This window comes from Clostridium sp., from assembly GCF_051654825.1.
GTDB lineage: Bacteria > Bacillota > Clostridia > Clostridiales > Clostridiaceae > Clostridium.
This window is the reverse complement of record NZ_JBOFYU010000035.1, coordinates 41,290-60,262: the sequence shown is the minus strand read 5'-3', so window position 1 is coordinate 60,262 and position 18,973 is coordinate 41,290. Positions and strand designations below refer to the sequence as shown.

Sequence of the window (18,973 nt, the reverse complement as noted above, 5' to 3'; positions counted from 1 at the left end):
ATAATCATAAGAGGTATAATGTGGTTATAGGTGACTTAGTTGTTAGAAAATCATATGATAAGGATATTACTTTTAAAATTATCGATATAAGAGAGGATGAAGATGGTAATCCAGTGTATATTTTAAAAGGAATAAGTATTAGGATTATTGCAGATTCAAAAAAGGATGATTTAGAAAAAGTAGATGATAATTTTATTGGAAAAAAGGAAAAAATATTAAATACTAGGGTGAGCTCTGCTATAAAAAAAGCTATATCTCTTAGGGGGGATACTGAGGCTATGAAATGTATAGAAAATAGAGGCAATAAAAATCACAAGGCATCTACAGATAAAAATTTAATGTTTGGGAGACCAGGAAAAATTCTTCATGTTGATGGTGATAGTCAATATTTAGAAACTTGTTTAAAGGTATATAAACAATTATCTCTAGAAGCAGTTGGTGTATCGATATCGGAAAGAGAGCAGCCCGAAAAAATTTTAGAACTAGTAAAGGAAGTAAAACCAGATATAGTTGTTTTAACTGGGCATGATGGTGTACTTAAAACAACAGATGATTATTTAAACTTAGATAATTATAGAAATTCAAAGTACTATATGGAAGCAGTGAGACTATTAAGAAATTATAATTCAAGCTATGATGAATTGGTTATTTTTGCAGGAGCTTGCCAAAGTTGTTATGAATGTATGTTAGATGCAGGAGCAAATTTTGCTAGTTCACCAAATAGAGTTTTGATTCATTGTTTAGATCCTGTATTTGTATGTGAAAAAATTGCATATACAAGAATAGATAAAGTTGTATCTATAACAGATGTGATTGATAATACAATTACGGGCATAAAGGGAATAGGAGGGCTTCAAACTAGAGGGAAGTACAGGGAAGGATACCCTAAGTCAAAATATATATAAGTAATAATCATATTGGCTGCTAACAAAAGTTTAGTATGTGTGCAGTCAATTTTTGTATTGCAAATAAATATTAATAATCTGAATAAAAAAAAATATATTAGAAATAATAATAGAGGAAAGTTATTTATAGTAAGTTAAAAGTTTACATTGACAAAATGCTTATAAAAGTGGTAAAATGTAAATTTTGATTGACATAAAAAGGAAATAAGTGTATAATAAATACAGAAAGAAGGTGTTTATATGGAAAAGTTAAAAACTATTGCCACTATAAAGAGAGACATAGAGGATCACTTAGGCGAAAAAGTAACTCTTAAAGCAAATGGTGGAAGAAAGAAGATCCTAGTAAACAACGGAGTAATTGAAAGTACTTATCCAAGTATTTTTGTAGTAAGATTAGAAACTGACAATGATAGAACTGTTACATACAGTTACTCAGATGTATTGACAAAGACTGTGCAATTATATTTTGCTATATAAAAAAGAATCTCGCTTAGCGAGATTCTTTTTTTTATGTAATTAAGCATAAATAGTATTTTATTTTAATATATATAACATATATAAATATTTATAAAAAAAAGAAAGATGGTGGGTTTCCATCTTTCAACTATGGTATAAAAGGGTATTGAGAATTTATGAGAGGTTATATGGTCAATAACCATCTTTATAATACGACATATTTCTACTGATGTCAACATTAAGTTTTAAAATATATTATAAAAACAATTAAAAAGAATTTAATTCGACAAAAAGTCTTAATCCGAAAGCAAATATTGAAGAAAAAAAAAGAACGTTTTACTTTTTTGATAAAGAGAATGTGGAAACATTCAGGTTAAATATGAATAAATATATAGCAGTGCAAATATAAATAATATTAGGTATTCTGTGGGAGGGATAGTATGTCACAAATAGATGTAATCAAAGAAAATATTCAATATGAACAATTACTTAGGGAAAGTTCTTCTAATCATGTATTAAAAGGTGAGTATTTAATAAGAGATTCTCATCCAGATATGAAAGAAGTTTTAGGTGTCGATACTAAAGCAAATATAACCAACAAAGAAATAGTTGGAGATAAAGTAATGGTAGAGGGGCAATTAAACTATACAGTTTTTTATTTACCAAAAGAAGAAGTATCTTCAGATTCTCCATCAAGTAAGATACATTCAGTAGTATTTACTGAAAAGTTTGCAAATTATCTTGAGTTGGATAATGATGAACATAAAATGTTATGCGAAGTAGAATGTGAAGTAGAACATATTGAAGTAAGCTGGATGAATGAAAGAAAAGTTGGAATAGACGGTTTACTTTCACTAAAGTGGGAATTATATAAAAAAGGTGATATTGAGTATGTAAAAGATATTGAAGGAAAAGAAGACATTCAAGTTCTTAAAAAAGAGGAAATAGTTAATGGTATAAAAGGTAAAAAAGATTTAGAGCTTATGGGAAAAACTATGATAAAGGTTACTATGGATAAGCCTGAAATAGATGAAATTCTAAAATGCTCAATGTATCTTCATAAAAAAGAATTTAAATTAGGACAAGATAAAGTATATATTGGTTGTTACTGTAAGATAGAAGTATTGTATAAAGGAAAAGAAACAAAGGAAGTGGTAAGTTTACATGAAGATGTATATTTATCTAAGGAAGAGGAATTAGTTGGTGCAAGTAATGAAATGATAAGCACTATGAATTTAGGAATAAAAAATAGTGAATGTAGCGTTTCAGCAGATGATTTAGGTGAAAATAGAGTTGTAAATGTAGAGTTCTTAATAAATGGAGAAGCGAAAGTATATTCAAAAGAAAAAATTGAATTGCTAGATGATGCATACTCACCAAGTATGGCTATTGATTTAGTTAAATCAAATAATGAAATTGGAATAATCCATGGAACTAATTCAATGGAAGTTATGGTTAAAGATAATATGTACTTAAAGGATGAAAACCAAAAGATTGAGCAAATAATTTGCACATCAGGTTCTCCAATAGTAATAGATAAGATTGTAGAACAAGATAAGGTAAAAGTTGAGGGTGTAATAAAGGTTAACGTATTATATAAAACATCAGATGAAGAGAATTGCTATGGAATGATTAATGGAGAAGTTCCATTTGGAGCTACTATAGATATTAAGAATGCAAAAGAGGGAATGGATGTCATCGCTAAAGCAACCTTAGAAAATATTGAGGCAACTATAGAAGCTAATACAATAGCTATAAGAGCTACTATATGTGTTACATCTAAAGTATGTTATAAGGTTAATAAGAAATGGGTAGTAGATATAACTGAAGGAGCAGAAGGTAAAAAAGAGAAAAATGCTTCAGTAATTATTTACTCAATAGGTGAAGGCGATAAGCTTTGGGATATAGCTAAGAAGTATGGGACAACAATTGAAGAATTAATGAAGATAAATGATATGGAAAGCCAAACTGAATTAGAAGCAGGGAATAAGATAATAATTCCTGGAAGAGCTATATTTTAATAAGTTAATAACTAAATTTTAAGAAAGCTATTTAGCATTTATAATGCTAAATAGCTTTTTATTTATAGTAAATTAAATGTTATTGAATAATAATAAATAATCATGGATAAAATAAGAAATGCATGATTAGAGGTGAATTTATGAGTGAAAAAATAAATGGAAACTTAATAATAATTGGTGGAGCAGAAGATAAAGAGGGAGATAAAGAAATTTTAAAAAGAGTATGCAATTCAATCGATAAAGAGAAGGATAGTATTTTGGTTGCAACTGTTGCAACAGAATATCCTAAGGAAGCTCTAGAAAAGTATAGAAAAGTATTTAAGGGCTTAGGGGCTAAAAATATAAGAGGTCTGGATATAGTAAATAGGATGGACTCATTTAATGAGGACAATATAAAACTAGTGAAAGATGCTGATTTAATATTTTTCACTGGAGGAGATCAATTACGTATAACTAGCTTATTAGGGGGGACCCCAATCTATGATTCACTTATAGAAGCATCTGGGAATGGATGTATTATTGTTGGTACATCAGCTGGTGCATCTGTTATGAGTGACACTATGATTGTTGAAGGTAAAGATGAAGAATCTCCAAGAAAATGTACATTAAAAATGTCTTCAGGATTAGGTCTTGTAGAAAATGTGATAATAGATCAGCATTTTGCTCAAAGAGGAAGAATAGGAAGATTATTAACAGGAATAGCACAAAATCCTGAAGCTTTAGGTGTAGGTATAGATGAAGATACTGCAATTATAGTTTCTGATAAAGGGATTGCTGAAGTTGTAGGAACTGGTGCTGTATATTTTATAGATGGTACTGGAATAACTCATACAAATGTTTCAGAACAATATTCTGATGAATTATTGAGTATGTTTAATGTTAAATTACATGTTCTTAAAGAAGGAAATAAGTTTAATCTTTTGACTAAGGAACCTTTTGAGGAGGAAATTAATAAAAATGAAAACAATAAAAAGTAGGGTATATGAAGGGCGAAATATATACTCACATAAAAAATGCATTAGAATCGATGTTGATTTAGAAGGATATTGTGAAATACCAAGTAAAGATATTGAAGATTTTAATTTTAACTTAGTAAGCATGATTCCAGAATTAAATACTCATAGATGTGGAATAGATGAAGAAGGTGGATTTGTAAAAAGATTAAACGAGGGAACTTATTTAGCTCATATATGTGAACATATAATAATAGCACTACAAAATAAATTAGGAATAGAAGTAGTGTATGGAAAAGCTAGAGAAATAAAAGATGACTTATACTATATAGTTTTTCAATACGAATATGCTAAAACAGGGCTAGAATGCTCAAGGTTAGCTATAGATATAATAAATGCTTTAATAGAAAAAAGACCTATAAATTATGATGAGAGAATTGAACTTATAATAGATGTATTAAGAGAAGAAGAAATAGGACCTAGTACAAAAGCTATTTGTAATGCAGCAGGAGAGTTTAATATTCCTATAATGAAGTTAGGAGATAGCAATTTCTATCAATTAGGATATGGTAAGAAAGCAAAGATAATAGAGGCTTCTATAGTAGAAGGAACTAGTTGCGTTGCTGTAGATATTTCTTGTGACAAACTACTTACTAAAAATCTTTTAGAAATACAAAGTATTCCAGTTGCTAGAGGAGAAAAAGTTTATAATATTATAAATTTATTAAAAGCTGGAGAAAAAATAGGTTATCCTTTGGTTTTAAAGCCTCAATATGGTAGTAAGGGAAATGGAGTAATTGTAAATATAAGAGACGAAAAGGAATTAGTAGCAGCATATGAAAAGCTAAGAAATAATTTTAACGATTTAATACTTGAAGAATATCACCAAGGAAATGATTATAGAGTTTGTGTAGTTGATTATAAGGTAGTAGCTGCATCTTTAAGAAGACCGCCTTTTATAATAGGAAATGGTATAGATACAGTAAGGTCTTTAATAAATAAATTGAATTCAAATCCGTTAAGAGGATTTGATCATGAAAAACCATTAACTAAAGTAAAAATTGATAGTGAAGTAGAAAAATATTTATTTAATCAAGGTGCAAGCTTACAAACTATATTAGAGAAAGATAAAAAAGTATATTTAAGGCAAAATGCAAATCTTTCTACAGGTGGAGATTCAATAGATGTAACAGATATTATTTCTGAAGAAAATAAGGATATATGTATAAGGGCAGCTAAAGCAATAGGATTAAATATTTGTGGAATTGATATATGCACAAGTGATATATCAATGCCTATAAAAGATAATGGAATAGTTATGGAAGTAAATGCAGCTCCAGGATTAAGAATGCATGAAAATTCAAATGACAATATAAGAAGACCTGTTGGAAAAGAAATAATTGATATGTTATATGATGGAAAACCGGATAACATTCCTGTAATATCCATAACGGGAACCAATGGTAAGACAACTACAACAAGAATTATAAGTCATATATTATCTAAAATGGGCTATAGTATTGGAATGACAAGTACAGAGGGAATTTATATAAATGGAAGATGTATAGATAAGGGTGATGATACTGGTGTAGAGAGCGCTAAGGCTGTATTACTTAATAAAGACGTAGATGTTGCTGTATTAGAAACGGCTAGGGGGGGATTAATAAGAAAAGGCCTAGCTTATGATTTAGCTGATATAGCTGTTATCACTAATATAACAGAAGATCACTTAGGTATAGATGAAATTAATACAATGGAAGACTTGTGTCATGTTAAATCATTAGTAGGTGAAGCTGTAAAGGAAAGTGGATATGTTGTTTTAAATGCAGATGATAAATGGAGTATGAAAATTATCGATAGAATAGAAAAAAGAAAGATTTACTTTAGTAAGGATAAGGAAAATACTTTTATAAAAAATAATATAGCAAATGGAGAAATTGCTATTTATACAGATGAAAATTGGATTACTATATTTAATAGAGGAAAATATTATAATGTTATAGATATAAATAAAATCCCTATAACATTAGATGGAAATTTAGAATTTAATATAGAAAATATACTTGCGGCATGTGGTGCATTAGTAGCTTTAGAAGTGGATTACTGTATGATAAAGAATGGATTAGAAAGTTATGAGTTGAATTCAACTCAAAATATTGGAAGGTTCAATATTTATAATGTAAATGGTGTTAATGTAGTGTTAGATTATGGTCATAACATAGAGGGATATAAAGCTGCACTATCATCTGTTAATAGGATAAATAAAGGAACGTTATATGGAATTATTGGTATTCCGGGAGATAGAAGCGATGATATGGCTATTCAAATAGGAAAGTTATCTTCAGAGTTGTTAGATTATGTAGTTATTAAAGAAGACAGATACAAGAGAGGAAGAAAAGAAGGAGTAGTTGCTAATTTGATTTTGGAAGGAATTAAAAAAGCAAGAGGTGAAAATAAAGCTACTGTAATATTAGATGAGGTAGAAGCGTTAGAGGAGATATTACTAAAAGCAAATAAGGATGATACTGTAATAGTATTTTTTGAAGAGATAGAACCTCTAATAAGGGTTATGAATAATATTAATGATAAAAAAGATGATTTTGATAGAGATAATAAACTATCAGTATAAAAGTTATCCTTTCATAGGTTTACTATATTAAAAAAAATATATATAATTGTTTTAATAAGGTGAAACCTAGTAAGAGTAGGAAAGGATTGGAATATATGAAGATAAAGGCATATGCTAAAATTAATATATCCTTAGATATAGTTGGGAAGAGAAAAGAAGATGGATATCATTTACTAAGAATGATAATGCAAAACATAGATTTGTATGATGAAATTAACATAGAAAAACAAAAAAAGGGAATAGATATAAAATGCAATAAGGCATATGTTCCTACAGATGAAAGAAATTTAGCTTATAAAGCTGCAAAGTTATTTAAGGATACTTATAACATAGAAGAGGGGGTGTACATAAATATAAAGAAGAATATACCTGTTGCAGCTGGATTAGCAGGTGGAAGTACTGATGGAGCAGCTGTTTTAAAAGCTATGAATGATATGTTTAATGTTAATGCGTCAGATGATGAATTAATGACATTAGGATTAAAATTAGGAGCAGATATACCTTATTGTATAAAGGGTGGAACTGCATTGTGTGAGGGTGTAGGAGAAGTAGTTACTTCTTTAGAGCCATTTAAAGATAAAATAGTTGTTTTAGTTAAACCACCTTTTGGAGTATCTACTAAGGCTGTTTATCAAGAATTTGATTTAAGCAAGGCTATAAATCATCCGAAAAATGAAGAATTAATCCAAGCAATGAAAAATGATGATTTAAATTTTGTAGCAAATAATATGAAAAATTTACTTGAAAATGTTACATTAAGAAAGCATAAGCTTATCATAGGTATTAAAGAAGAAATGAAGACGTTAGGAGCTTTAGGAGCAATGATGAGTGGTAGTGGCCCTACAGTATTTGCATTCTTTGATGATATGTTAAAAGCTCAAAGGTGCTTTGAAAAAATGAAAGATAAATATGATGATGTATTTTTAACAAGAACAATTTAAAAATATATGTTTAAACCTCCTTATTGTGGCAATACTTTAGCTATAAGGGGGTTTAAATTATGAAAAAGTATTTAATGGTTATTTTATTAATAATAGTTACAATAGGTTCAACAGTAGGTTGTGTTAATAGTGAGAGTGGACAAGGCTTAGAAAATAAAAATGAGTTAATTTATGAAGATATAGTGGATGAAATAATAAGATTTCATGTTATTGCAAATAGTGATAGTGAAGAGGATCAAGCTTTAAAGTTAAAGGTGAGAGATGAAATCATAAAATATACATCAGAAAAGATTAGTAAATCAAGTAGCTTAGAAGATGCAAGAGAAATAATACTGGAAAATCAAGAAGAAATAAATGAAATTGCAAAAAATGTAGTGAAAGAAAATGGATATGACTATCCAGTAGAAAGCACTTTATCTAGAGAAAATTTTCCAGACAAGATGTATGGAGATTTAATATTTCCACAAGGTGAGTATGAAGCTTTTAGAGTTTTAATTGGTTCTGCAAGTGGACAAAATTGGTGGTGTGTTATGTTTCCACCATTATGTTTTGTAGATGAAACAAAGGATGCTGTAGATAGTAATAAAACTGAGGAAAATTTAGAGCAAGCTTTAAATGGAGATGATAAAGGGGAGAAAAAAATTCAATTTAAATCAAAGATTATGGAAAAAATAAAATCAAAAGACAAAAAAGTCAATAAATAATAGTTTGAGTAAAAATTTATTTCTTGATTAATTTTAATAACAAAATTAAACTATAAATATAAAAAAACTAGGGGGAACAAAAATGACAAGAGCATTAGCGATGGTATCAGGTGGATTAGATAGCATATTAGCAGCAAAATTAATAAAAGAACAAGGAATAGAAGTTATAGGTATATGTTTTAGATCATATTTTTTTAGTGAAGAAAGTGCTATAAAGATGACAAAGCAAATTGATATACCTTTAGAAGTAATTGATTTTTCACATGAACATATGAATATGGTTAAAAATCCAAAGCATGGATGGGGAAAAAATATGAATCCATGTATTGATTGTCATGCAATGATGATGAAATATGCAGGTGAAATGTTAGAAAAATTTAATGCTGATTTTATAATTACTGGCGAGGTTTTAAACCAAAGACCAATGTCTCAAAACAAGCAAGCATTAAATACAGTAAAAAAAGAATCAGGATTTGCAGATAAAATACTTAGACCTTTATGTGCATTAAATCTTGAAGAAACAGAAATGGAGCGTAGTGGATTAGTAGATAGAAGTAAACTATTAAAAATCTCAGGAAGATCAAGAAAGCCACAAATGGAATTAGCAGAAAAGTGGGGAATTACAGAATATCCATCACCAGCTGGAGGATGTAAATTAACAGAGCCTAATTATGCTATAAGATTAAGAGAAATGCTAAACCATAAGGGTGATTTAACGGAAAATGAAATATCGTTATTAAGATATGGTAGAAGATTTAGATTAAATGAAAAAAGCATAGTAATAGCTGCTAGAACTAACGACGAAGTTGAAAAGATAAAAGAGTACATAGATGGTAGTTACATAGCATTCCACACATCAAAACACACTGGTTCTTTAATTGTTTTACAAGGAGAAGCTAGTGAAGAGGCTATTAATTTTGCAGCAAGAACAGCTGTAAGATATAGCAAGGGTAGAGATGAAGAGAATGTAGAAGTTAAGTATGGGAATTTTGGAACTAAATTTGATAACTTTGTAAATGTAGATCCTATATCAGATGAAGAATTACAAAAATATTTAATTGTTTCAAAATAAAGGAGAAGTTATGGAAAAAAGTGCAATAATTTCAGTTAAAAGCTTTACTGAAATAGATAAAAATGATGTTATTGAAGTTGTTACTCCAGGTAAGTTTATAGTTAATGATGAAGAATTTATAGCTATTTATGATGAAACAGAGATTTCAGGAATGGCTGGAACGAAGACTACTTTAACTATTAATAAGGAAAATAATAAATTTTCATTAGAAAGAGAAGGAACAACAACAACAAAAATGGAGTTTGAAAAGGGAGAAACATCAATTTCTTTATATAATACTCCGTATGGAATGATGGACTTACAAATATATACTGATTACTTAGAAATTGATATGAAAGAAGATGGCGGAGATATAATTGCTAAATATTCTATGTCATTATCAGGGCAACCGCCAATAATGACTAAAATATCAGTAAATATAAAAATATAAAGATAATATTCAATAGATTTTATAAAAATATATATTAATACATTTTAAAAGAGCAGCTAATAAGATAATAAATCTTTTAGCTGCTTTATATTTTAGATTTTTTAAAAATTTAATTAAACGTTTACTGAAAAATAAATAAAAAACATCACAAAAAACACTAGATTTTAAATCTAGAATGTGATAGTATATGTTTTATGATTTTGGATATAAATTACCCAGTTTATTTTATGGGGTAATTATGATTATACTAATAGATAAGGGGTGTGTCAACCCTTTTTTAAAAAATAACTTTCATAGGAGGAAAATATGAAGACTAAATATGTATTTGTAACAGGTGGAGTAGTATCATCATTAGGAAAAGGGATAACTGCAGCGTCTTTAGGTAGATTATTAAAAAATAGAGGGTTAAAGGTTTCTATTCAAAAATTTGATCCATATTTAAATGTAGATCCAGGAACTATGAGTCCTTATCAACATGGTGAAGTTTTTGTAACAGATGATGGAGCTGAAACAGATTTGGATTTAGGTCACTATGAGAGATTTATAGATGAAAATTTAAGTCAAAACAATAATGTAACAACAGGAAGAATTTATTGGTCAGTTATTTCAAAGGAAAGACGCGGAGAATACTTAGGTGGAACTGTTCAAGTTATACCTCATATAACTAATGCAATAAAAGAAAGAGTTTATAAGGTTGCAAAAGAAAAAGATGTAGATGTAGTTATTACTGAAATTGGTGGAACAGTAGGAGATATAGAGTCTCAACCATTTTTAGAAGCTATAAGACAAATTAAGTATGAAGTAGGAAGAGAAAATGTATGCTTTATACATGTTACATTAGTGCCTTACTTAGGAAAAGCTGGTGAGTTAAAAACTAAGCCAACACAACATTCAGTAAAGGAATTAAGAAGTATAGGTATTCAGCCAGATATAATTGTTTGTAGATCTGAAAAAGAAATATCAGATGATTTAAAATCTAAGATAGGATTATTCTGTAACTTAGAAGGAAGATGTGTAATTCAAAATTTAGATGCAGAACATTTATATGAAGTGCCATTAATGTTACATAAAGAAGGTTTAGATAGATTAGTTTGTGAAAAATTAGAATTAGGATGCAGAGATATTGATAATACTGAATGGATCAATATGGTGAATAAGGTTAAAAATTTAAAGGATAATGTTAAGATAGCTTTAGTAGGAAAATATGTTGAACTTCATGATGCATATATATCAGTAGTAGAAGCTTTAAATCATGGGGGATTAGCTAATGATTCTAATGTGGAAATAAAGTGGATAAATTCTGTAGATGTAACAGCAGAAAATGTTGATTCAATATTATCTGATTGTAACGGTGTATTAGTGCCAGGTGGATTTGGGGATAGAGGAATAGAGGGAAAGATAGAAGCTATAAGATGGGCAAGAGAAAATAAAAAACCTTTCTTCGGAATATGCTTAGGTATGCAATGTTCAGTAATAGAATTTGCAAGGAATGTATTAGGTTTAGATGGAGCTAATAGTTCAGAAATAGATCCTAATACAAAATTCCCAGTAATAGATATTATGTTAGAGCAACAGGATATTGAAGATTTAGGTGGAACTATGAGATTAGGACTATATCCTTGTAAATTAGAGGAAAATAGTACAGCATATAATGACTATAAAGATTCATTAATATATGAAAGACATAGACATAGATATGAATTTAATAATGAATTTAGAAACCAAGTTTCTGAAGCAGGGATGAAAATTGTAGGAACAAGTCCAGATAGCAAACTAGTAGAAATAGTTGAAATAGAAAATCACCCGTGGTATGTTTCAGCACAATTCCATCCAGAGTTAAAATCAAGACCAAATAATCCACATCCTCTATTTGTTGGCTTTATAAAAGCGGCAATAGAACAAAAAAAATAAGAAAAGACTTCGTTATTATAAAGGTACTGAAAAATTTTAAATTTTTCAGTACCTTTATTAATTAGAGAGTTTTTTATATATAAAGTTATAAACAGTTTTTAGATTTATTTAAATTAGATGTGAGTAAATTTGTAGATTGTTGGGGATAATTTAAATAATTAATAAGCTAAATTTGACTTGAAAAAATATTCCTAGTAGCACATAATAGAATATAAGAATGTCTGTAACATACATATCTTTTTTTAATTAAGTCTTAATAAGAATCCCAAAAGTTATTTGTTAAAATTGTTAGTAATTAAAAAGAAATTTTATTATATATAGATAGAAAATAGATTGAAGATAAATGTAATTTATCTTTATTATTTTGATATAAGGTGGAGGTGCCATGTTGACTAAAGAGATTTACGAAAAGAAAACTTTAGCAGAGCTAAAAGATATAGCTAAAGAATTAGGTATAAAGAATATAAGTAAAATGAAAAAGGGTGAACTTATAGATTCAATTATAGAAAGTGCTCCAAAAGCAATAGAAAAAGATGGTGTTATACTTAAGGAAAAAATAGCTCCTAAGGTTAAGAGTGAAGTTGAACCTACTACAGTTGTTAATTCTTATAGTAGAAATGAAAACACTGTTAATTCATATAACAGAAATGATAATATGGAAAATAAAGAAGAAAAAAGAGAAAGATTAAAAGTTATGATAAATGAATCTAATACTGCTAAAGGTGTATTAGAAGTCATGGAAAACAACAACTTTGGCTTTTTAAGATGTAATAACTATCAAACAGGAGAAAACGATATATATGTTTCACCATCTCAAATAAGAAGATTTAATCTTAGAACAGGGGATGAAGTAGAAGGAAAAGTTAGAGAAGCTAAGGATGGAGAAAAGTTTAAAGCATTACTTTTTGTAGAAAGAGTAAATGGTGAAAATCCGGAGAGAGCAGTAGGAAGAAAATCATTTGAGGTTTTAACGCCAATATATCCTCAAGAAAGATTGCATTTAGAAACTAATGATGGAAAAGATTTATCATCAAGATTAATGGATATAGTATGTCCGATAGGTAAGGGACAAAGAGGTATAATAGTAGCACCTCCTAAAGCTGGTAAAACTACTTTATTAAAAAAGGTAGCTCAAAATATATCAAGAAATTATCCAGAGGTTAAGTTAATAGTTCTTCTTATAGATGAAAGACCAGAAGAGGTTACAGATATGAAGAGATCTATTAATGGAGATGTAATTTATTCTACATTTGATGAAGAGCCACAAAATCATGCAAAAGTATCACAAATGGTTCTTGAAAGAGCTAAGAGAATGGTTGAGCAAGGAAAGGATGTTGTAATATTATTAGATAGTTTAACTAGATTATCTAGAGCTTACAACTTAACTATAACTCCAACAGGAAGAACACTTTCAGGAGGATTAGATCCAGGAGCTTTAATTATGCCTAAGAAATTCTTTGGAGCTGCTAGAAATATCGAAGAAGGTGGAAGCTTAACTATATTAGCTACAGCATTAGTTGATACAGGATCAAGAATGGATGATATGATATTTGAGGAGTTTAAGGGAACGGGAAACATGGAAGTTCATTTAGATAGAAGGCTTCAAGAAAGAAGAATATTCCCAGCAATAGATATCTATAAATCAGGAACAAGAAAAGAAGATTTAATATTAACTGAAGAAGAAAAAGAAGTAGCATATTCAATAAGAAGAGTTATGTATAGAGATGGAAATGTCGAAAATGTTACTGAAAAGCTAATTAATATGTTAACTAAAACTAAGGATAATAAAGAGTTTATAAGCATATTTAATAAAAATGATATAGATAAAAAATAATTAGATGTGGGATTTCCCACATCTAATTATTTTTTATAAGGAAATTTGCTATTGATACTATACCATCTTTAGAATAAGTACTTGATAAGTTGGAATATTTATTACGGATTTCATTTAATTCATTAGGGCAAGTGATTAGATTATCAATTACTAAATTTAACTCTAATAAATTATCAACATAAAGTGCATATCCATGAGAGGTTAGAAAATCAGTATTTTGAGTTTCTTGTCCTGGAATTGCAAATGGAATAAGTAAGGGTAACTTTTTATTTATGGATTCTGAAACAGTCAAACCTCCAGGTTTACTTATTATTAAATCAGAATAGTCCATAAGGGAATCAACATCTTTAGAAAATCCTAGGATATGTAGCTTTTTATCCTTTATAGATGTACCATATCTTTTTAGTAAGTCATCTTTTAAATTTTCATTATTGCCACAAACAACTGTTATTCTTAGTTTATGGGTATTGTTAAGGAGTTCTTTAAGAACATAAGAAATGTTTTTAAGTCCCATACTTCCACCCATAAGTAAAATGTTAAAGTATTCGCCATCCTTTGTTGAATACACTAATGGGTTAAAGGAACTAAATTCATTTTTTACTGGTATTCCTAGAGGAAATATTTTTGATTTTGAAATACCTTTAATAGCTAAATCATTTTTTGTATATTCACTAGCTGTTATATAAACATCTATATTTTCGTTGATATATGTAAAATGAGCTTTAAAATCTGTTACAATTACTATTTTAGGGATTGTAGATAGATTAGCTATAATACTTACTGAAATAGGATGAGTAGTTAAAATTACATCAGGATTAAATTCATATATAATTTTAGAAAGTCTTTTTTTAGTTAATAAAAAAAGAAAATATAAAAATTTATTAGTAAGATTATTATCGGTAATGTTATATAAAAAACCATAAAGATTGGGAAATACAGAAGCAGATAGAGAATAACCAGAAGTAAAAATCTTTCCTAAGACATTACTATTGTTTTGTAAAAAATCATGAACTAAAACTTCATAATTATTATTTTCAAAGGAATTAGCAATAGCTAATGCTGCTTGATTGTGACCTTCACCTGTTGAGGCGGTCAAAATAAGAATTTTTTTCATTTTAAAATAACACTCTCTTTTTTATAGTATTAAATATATTATTTTAAGTTTTCAAAAAGATATTTAATAATTTTAGGCAAGAAAAATGGGAAAGATATAATCTTTCCCAGAATTTCTATTTGTTAAGGTTGAATCTCTTGTTGAACTTGTCAACTCTTCCACCAACATCGATAATTTTTTGCTTACCAGTGAAGAATGGGTGGCATTTAGAGCATATTTCTACTTTAAGTTCATCTTTAACTGAACCAGTTGTAAAAGTATTTCCACATGCACACTTTACTACAGCTTCGTGGTTGTAATTTGGATGTATGCCTTCTCTCATATTTTTCACCTCTTTCGATTACTAAAATAACTTCTTGAGTATAGCATATGAAGTAAAAGCAGTCAAGGTGAGCGACATAATAAAAAAAACTTTTTAATGAATAGCTATAATGCTATAATCGTTATATATAACATGAGAAGGAGCGCGAAATAATGAGCAAATTGTACTTTAGATATGGAGCTATGAATTCAGGGAAATCAACCCATTTAATGCAAGTGGCACATAATTATGAAGAAAGAGGAATGAATGTAGTTCTAATAAAGCCTTCTACAGATAAAAAAGGTGGCGAAAAGCTAGTTTCTAGATTAGGTGTAGAAAGAAAAGTAGACTTAGTAATATATGAAAATGATGATATATTTGAAAGAGTTCAAGAGTACTCAAGAGAAAATGGAAATATTGATTGTATCTTAGTAGATGAGGTTCAATTTTTAAGAAAAAATCAAATTGATGAATTATTTAAGGTAGCAGTGGTTCTAGATATACCAGTAATTTGCTATGGGCTAAGAACAGACTTTAAATTAGAAGGATTTGAAGGAAGCTCTAGATTACTATTACTTGCACATAGTATTGAAGAAATGAAGACTATATGCAAATGTGGAAGAAAAGCTGTATTTAATGGGAGAAAAATAAATGGGAACTTTGTTTTTGAAGGTCAACAAATAGCAATTGATAATATAGATAACGTTGAATATGAATCATTATGCGGACATTGTTATTTTAAATATAAGGAAAATACTAAATAAATAATATGTGAGAGTGGGATGTATATGAAAAAGTGTGAGGTTGGAGGGCAAGCCGTAATTGAAGGAGTAATGATGAGGGGGACTAAAGGTCAAGCTACATCAGTGAGAACTCCAAAAGGCAAGATAGAAACAAAGCATGAAAATATAATACCTATTACTAAAAGATTTAAGGTTATAAATATACCATTTATAAGAGGAATATTTGTATTAATTGATTCATTAATAACAGGGATAAATACGTTAAATTATTCTGCATCATTTTTTGAAGAGGAAGAAGATTCAAAATTTGAAAAATGGCTTAAAAATAAGTTTGGTGAAAAGAGTAATGATATTATTGTAGGATTCACAATGATATTTTCATTATTTATGGCTATGGGTTTATTTTTAGCTATACCTACAGCAATAGCATCTTTATTTAAAAATTTAGGACTATCTCCTATATTGCTTAATTTAATAGAAGCTTTAATAAGAATAACCATACTTGTTATATATATATTTGCAATAAGTAAAATGGATGAAATATTTAGAGTGTTCCAATACCATGGGGCAGAACATAAGTCTATATTTTGTTATGAAGCTGGTGAAGAATTAACAGTAGAAAATGTTAAAAAGTTTAGCAGATTTCATCCAAGATGCGGAACTAATTTTCTATTTTTAATTATGTTTGTAAGTATAATAGTTTTTAGTTTAACAGGCTGGGGAAGTTTTGTGCAAAGATTAGGATTAAGAGTAGTCCTAATTCCATTAATTTCAGGAATAACATATGAAATAATAAAATGGCTTGGAAAAACAGATAGTACTTTAGGTAAGATTATATCTTATCCAGGTTTAAAACTTCAGGAGTTAACAACAAGAGAGCCTGATGATGACCAAATTGAAGTTGCAATTGAAGCGTTAAAAAATGCGGAAGGGTTAAAGTAAATGAAAAATACAATTGGTGAATTATTAGATTTCGGAATAGAAAAATTAAAAAATCAAAATATCGAAACATATATTTTAGATTCACAATTATTACTAGGTAAGGTATTAAATAAAGATAGATTATATTTAATTATTAATAGAGATAAAGAAGTAGAAGAAAATATTGTGGAAGAATATAAAAGCTTAATAAGCAAAAGAGAAGAAAGAATGCCCATAAAATATATCTTAGGAGAAACTGAATTTATGGGATTAGATTTATGGGTTGAAGAAGGTGTTTTAATTCCAAGAGGAGATACTGAGATTCTTGTTGAAGAAGTTTTAAGGGAAGTTCCAGAAGATTCAACATTAAGGATATGTGATTTATGTTCTGGAAGTGGTGCTATAGGTGTAGCACTTGCTTATTACAGAAAGAATATAACAGTAGAATCAATTGATTATTATGATATTCCTGAAAAAGTGACTAAAAAAAATATAAATAGATATAATTTAAATAGCAGAGTTACTTTTACAAGGAGTGATTTACTAAGTAAATCTATGGAAGAACAAAAGATTTATGATGTAATAGTTTCAAATCCACCATATATTAAAGATGAAGTAATAGAAACATTAATGAGTGATGTTAAGGACTATGAGCCTTATACAGCTTTATCAGGTGGAAGTGATGGACTTTATTTCTATAGAAAAATAGTTCATCAAAGTAAGGATGTTTTAGTTAAAGATGGAATTTTAGCTTTTGAAATAGGTCACGACCAAGGAGAAGAATTAAAGGTGTTAATGGAAGCTTCAGGTTTTGAAGATATTAAAATAATACAAGATTTAGCATCATTAGATAGGGTAGTAATTGGAAAGTTAAAAAGTTGATAAATTTCTACCAGTTATGATATAATAAAAAAATATGAAAAATTATAGTACGGAGTGATACTTATGTTATTAGATAAATTAGCTTTTATAGAAAATAAATATGATGAATTATCAGTAAAAATATCAGATCCATCAATAATGGCAAACCAAGTTGAATGGAGAAAATTATGTAAGGAACATGCTGACTTAGAAATTATAGTAACAGCATACAAAGAGTTTAAGAGTGTAGTTGAAGACTTACAAGCTAACAAAGAAATGTTAGTAGAAGAAAGTGATAGAGAAATGAGAGAAATGCTTTCAGAGGAAATATCAATGCTTTCAACTAGAGAAGAAGAATTAGAAAAAGAAATTCAAATATTATTATTACCAAAAGACCCTAATGATGATAAAAACGTATTTGTTGAAATTAGAGGTGGAGCTGGTGGAGATGAAGCAGCATTATTTGCAGCTAATCTTTTCAGAATGTACACAAGATATGCTGAAAACCAAAGGTGGAGTGTTGAATTAATGAGTTCAAACGAAACTGATATTGGTGGCTTTAAAGAAGTAGTATTTATGATTAAAGGAAATGGTGCTTACTCAAAGCTTAAATATGAAAGTGGGGTTCATAGAGTACAAAGAGTTCCAGATACAGAGTCAAGTGGAAGAATACATACATCAACAGCAACAGTTGCAGTTTTACCAGAAGTTGATGACGTTGAAATAGACATACATGAAAAAGATTTAAGAATAGATGTTTATAGATCATCAGGTAACGGTGGACAGTGTGTTAATACAACAGATTCAGCTGTAAGAATTACTCACATACCTAGTGGTGTGGTAGTTGCATGTCAAGATGAAAAATCACAGCTTAAGAATAAAGAAAAAGCTATGAAAGTATTAAGATCAAGACTATATGAAGCAGCAGAAGCAGAAAGAATGGCTGGAATAGCAGAAGACAGAAAAAGCCAAGTTGGTTCAGGGGATAGAAGTGAAAGAATAAGAACATACAACTACCCACAAGGAAGAGTTACTGACCATAGAATTGGATTAACTTTATATAAATTAGAAACTTATTTAAATGGTGATATTGATGAAGTAATTAATGCATTAATTACAGCAGATCAAGCAGAAAAAATGAAGAAAATGGGAAATACAGACGCTATTTAATATGCTT

15 protein-coding genes and 1 pseudogene are annotated in these 18,973 nt (G+C 28.7%); 14 read left to right on the top strand and 2 right to left on the bottom strand.

What is annotated here, in order from left to right; genetic code table 11:
- Positions 1 to 20 precede the first annotated feature (20 nt).
- The 11 genes from yabG to rho all read left to right on the top strand — a co-directional run bounded on the left by yabG (position 21) and on the right by rho (position 13,856).
- The gene (gene yabG, locus ACRDBA_RS01925) at positions 21 to 905 is read left to right on the top strand and encodes a sporulation peptidase YabG (protein ID WP_438571250.1); all 885 of its coding nucleotides are present in this window, start codon (positions 21 to 23) and stop codon (positions 903 to 905) included.
- 240 nt (positions 906 to 1,145) lie between these two features.
- Entirely contained in the window at positions 1,146 to 1,382 is a 237-nt protein-coding gene (locus ACRDBA_RS01920; RefSeq protein ID WP_438571249.1) for a Veg family protein, read from the top strand.
- 419 nt (positions 1,383 to 1,801) lie between these two features.
- Positions 1,802 to 3,382: a DUF3794 and LysM peptidoglycan-binding domain-containing protein gene (locus ACRDBA_RS01915; RefSeq protein WP_438571248.1), complete on the top strand. Its 1,581-nt coding sequence runs from the start codon at positions 1,802 to 1,804 to the stop codon at positions 3,380 to 3,382.
- Positions 3,383 to 3,522: 140 nt separating this feature from the next.
- Positions 3,523 to 4,359, top strand: coding sequence for a cyanophycinase (locus ACRDBA_RS01910; RefSeq protein ID WP_438571247.1), 837 nt, complete (start codon positions 3,523 to 3,525; stop codon positions 4,357 to 4,359).
- A complete protein-coding gene (gene cphA, locus ACRDBA_RS01905; protein ID WP_438571246.1) occupies positions 4,340 to 6,964 on the top strand; it encodes a cyanophycin synthetase in 2,625 nt (874 codons plus the stop codon). Before ACRDBA_RS01910 ends, cphA begins: the two co-directional genes overlap by 20 nt.
- Positions 6,965 to 7,059: 95 nt before the next feature.
- The gene (ispE, locus tag ACRDBA_RS01900) at positions 7,060 to 7,905 is read left to right on the top strand and encodes a 4-(cytidine 5'-diphospho)-2-C-methyl-D-erythritol kinase (RefSeq protein WP_438571245.1); all 846 of its coding nucleotides are present in this window, start codon (positions 7,060 to 7,062) and stop codon (positions 7,903 to 7,905) included.
- A 59-nt stretch (positions 7,906 to 7,964) separates the two neighbouring features.
- The gene (gene spoIIR, locus ACRDBA_RS01895; RefSeq protein WP_438571244.1) at positions 7,965 to 8,609 is read left to right on the top strand and encodes a stage II sporulation protein R; all 645 of its coding nucleotides are present in this window, start codon (positions 7,965 to 7,967) and stop codon (positions 8,607 to 8,609) included.
- Between the two features lie 82 nt (positions 8,610 to 8,691).
- Positions 8,692 to 9,681 carry a tRNA 4-thiouridine(8) synthase ThiI gene (locus ACRDBA_RS01890; RefSeq protein ID WP_438571243.1) on the top strand — a complete coding sequence of 330 codons (990 nt, stop codon included), beginning with the start codon at positions 8,692 to 8,694 and terminating at the stop codon, positions 9,679 to 9,681.
- Positions 9,682 to 9,691: 10 nt separating this feature from the next.
- On the top strand, positions 9,692 to 10,111 hold the full coding sequence (locus tag ACRDBA_RS01885; RefSeq protein WP_438571242.1) for a DUF1934 domain-containing protein: 420 nt from the start codon (positions 9,692 to 9,694) through the stop codon (positions 10,109 to 10,111).
- Between the two features lie 306 nt (positions 10,112 to 10,417).
- Positions 10,418 to 12,022, top strand: coding sequence for a CTP synthase (locus tag ACRDBA_RS01880; protein ID WP_438571241.1), 1,605 nt, complete (start codon positions 10,418 to 10,420; stop codon positions 12,020 to 12,022).
- A gap of 388 nt (positions 12,023 to 12,410) precedes the next feature.
- On the top strand, positions 12,411 to 13,856 hold the full coding sequence (gene rho, locus ACRDBA_RS01875; protein ID WP_438571279.1) for a transcription termination factor Rho: 1,446 nt from the start codon (positions 12,411 to 12,413) through the stop codon (positions 13,854 to 13,856).
- A gap of 22 nt (positions 13,857 to 13,878) precedes the next feature.
- Here the strand turns inward: rho and ACRDBA_RS01870 are convergent, their stop codons facing one another.
- Together ACRDBA_RS01870 and rpmE are read right to left on the bottom strand one after the other, a co-directional pair.
- A complete protein-coding gene (locus tag ACRDBA_RS01870) occupies positions 13,879 to 14,970 on the bottom strand; it encodes an MGDG synthase family glycosyltransferase (protein WP_438571240.1) in 1,092 nt (363 codons plus the stop codon).
- A gap of 115 nt (positions 14,971 to 15,085) precedes the next feature.
- Positions 15,086 to 15,292: a 50S ribosomal protein L31 gene (rpmE, locus tag ACRDBA_RS01865; protein ID WP_438571239.1), complete on the bottom strand. Its 207-nt coding sequence runs from the start codon at positions 15,290 to 15,292 to the stop codon at positions 15,086 to 15,088.
- 152 nt (positions 15,293 to 15,444) lie between these two features.
- Between rpmE and ACRDBA_RS01860 the strand changes: the two genes are divergently transcribed.
- The 3 genes and pseudogenes from ACRDBA_RS01860 to prfA all read left to right on the top strand — a co-directional run bounded on the left by ACRDBA_RS01860 (position 15,445) and on the right by prfA (position 18,966).
- A complete protein-coding gene (locus ACRDBA_RS01860) occupies positions 15,445 to 16,035 on the top strand; it encodes a thymidine kinase (protein WP_438571238.1) in 591 nt (196 codons plus the stop codon).
- A 24-nt stretch (positions 16,036 to 16,059) separates the two neighbouring features.
- A pseudogene (gene prmC, locus ACRDBA_RS01855) lies at positions 16,060 to 17,817 on the top strand (peptide chain release factor N(5)-glutamine methyltransferase).
- Positions 17,818 to 17,880: 63 nt separating this feature from the next.
- Positions 17,881 to 18,966, top strand: coding sequence for a peptide chain release factor 1 (prfA, locus tag ACRDBA_RS01850; RefSeq protein WP_438571237.1), 1,086 nt, complete (start codon positions 17,881 to 17,883; stop codon positions 18,964 to 18,966).
- The last annotated feature ends 7 nt before the right edge of the window (positions 18,967 to 18,973 follow it).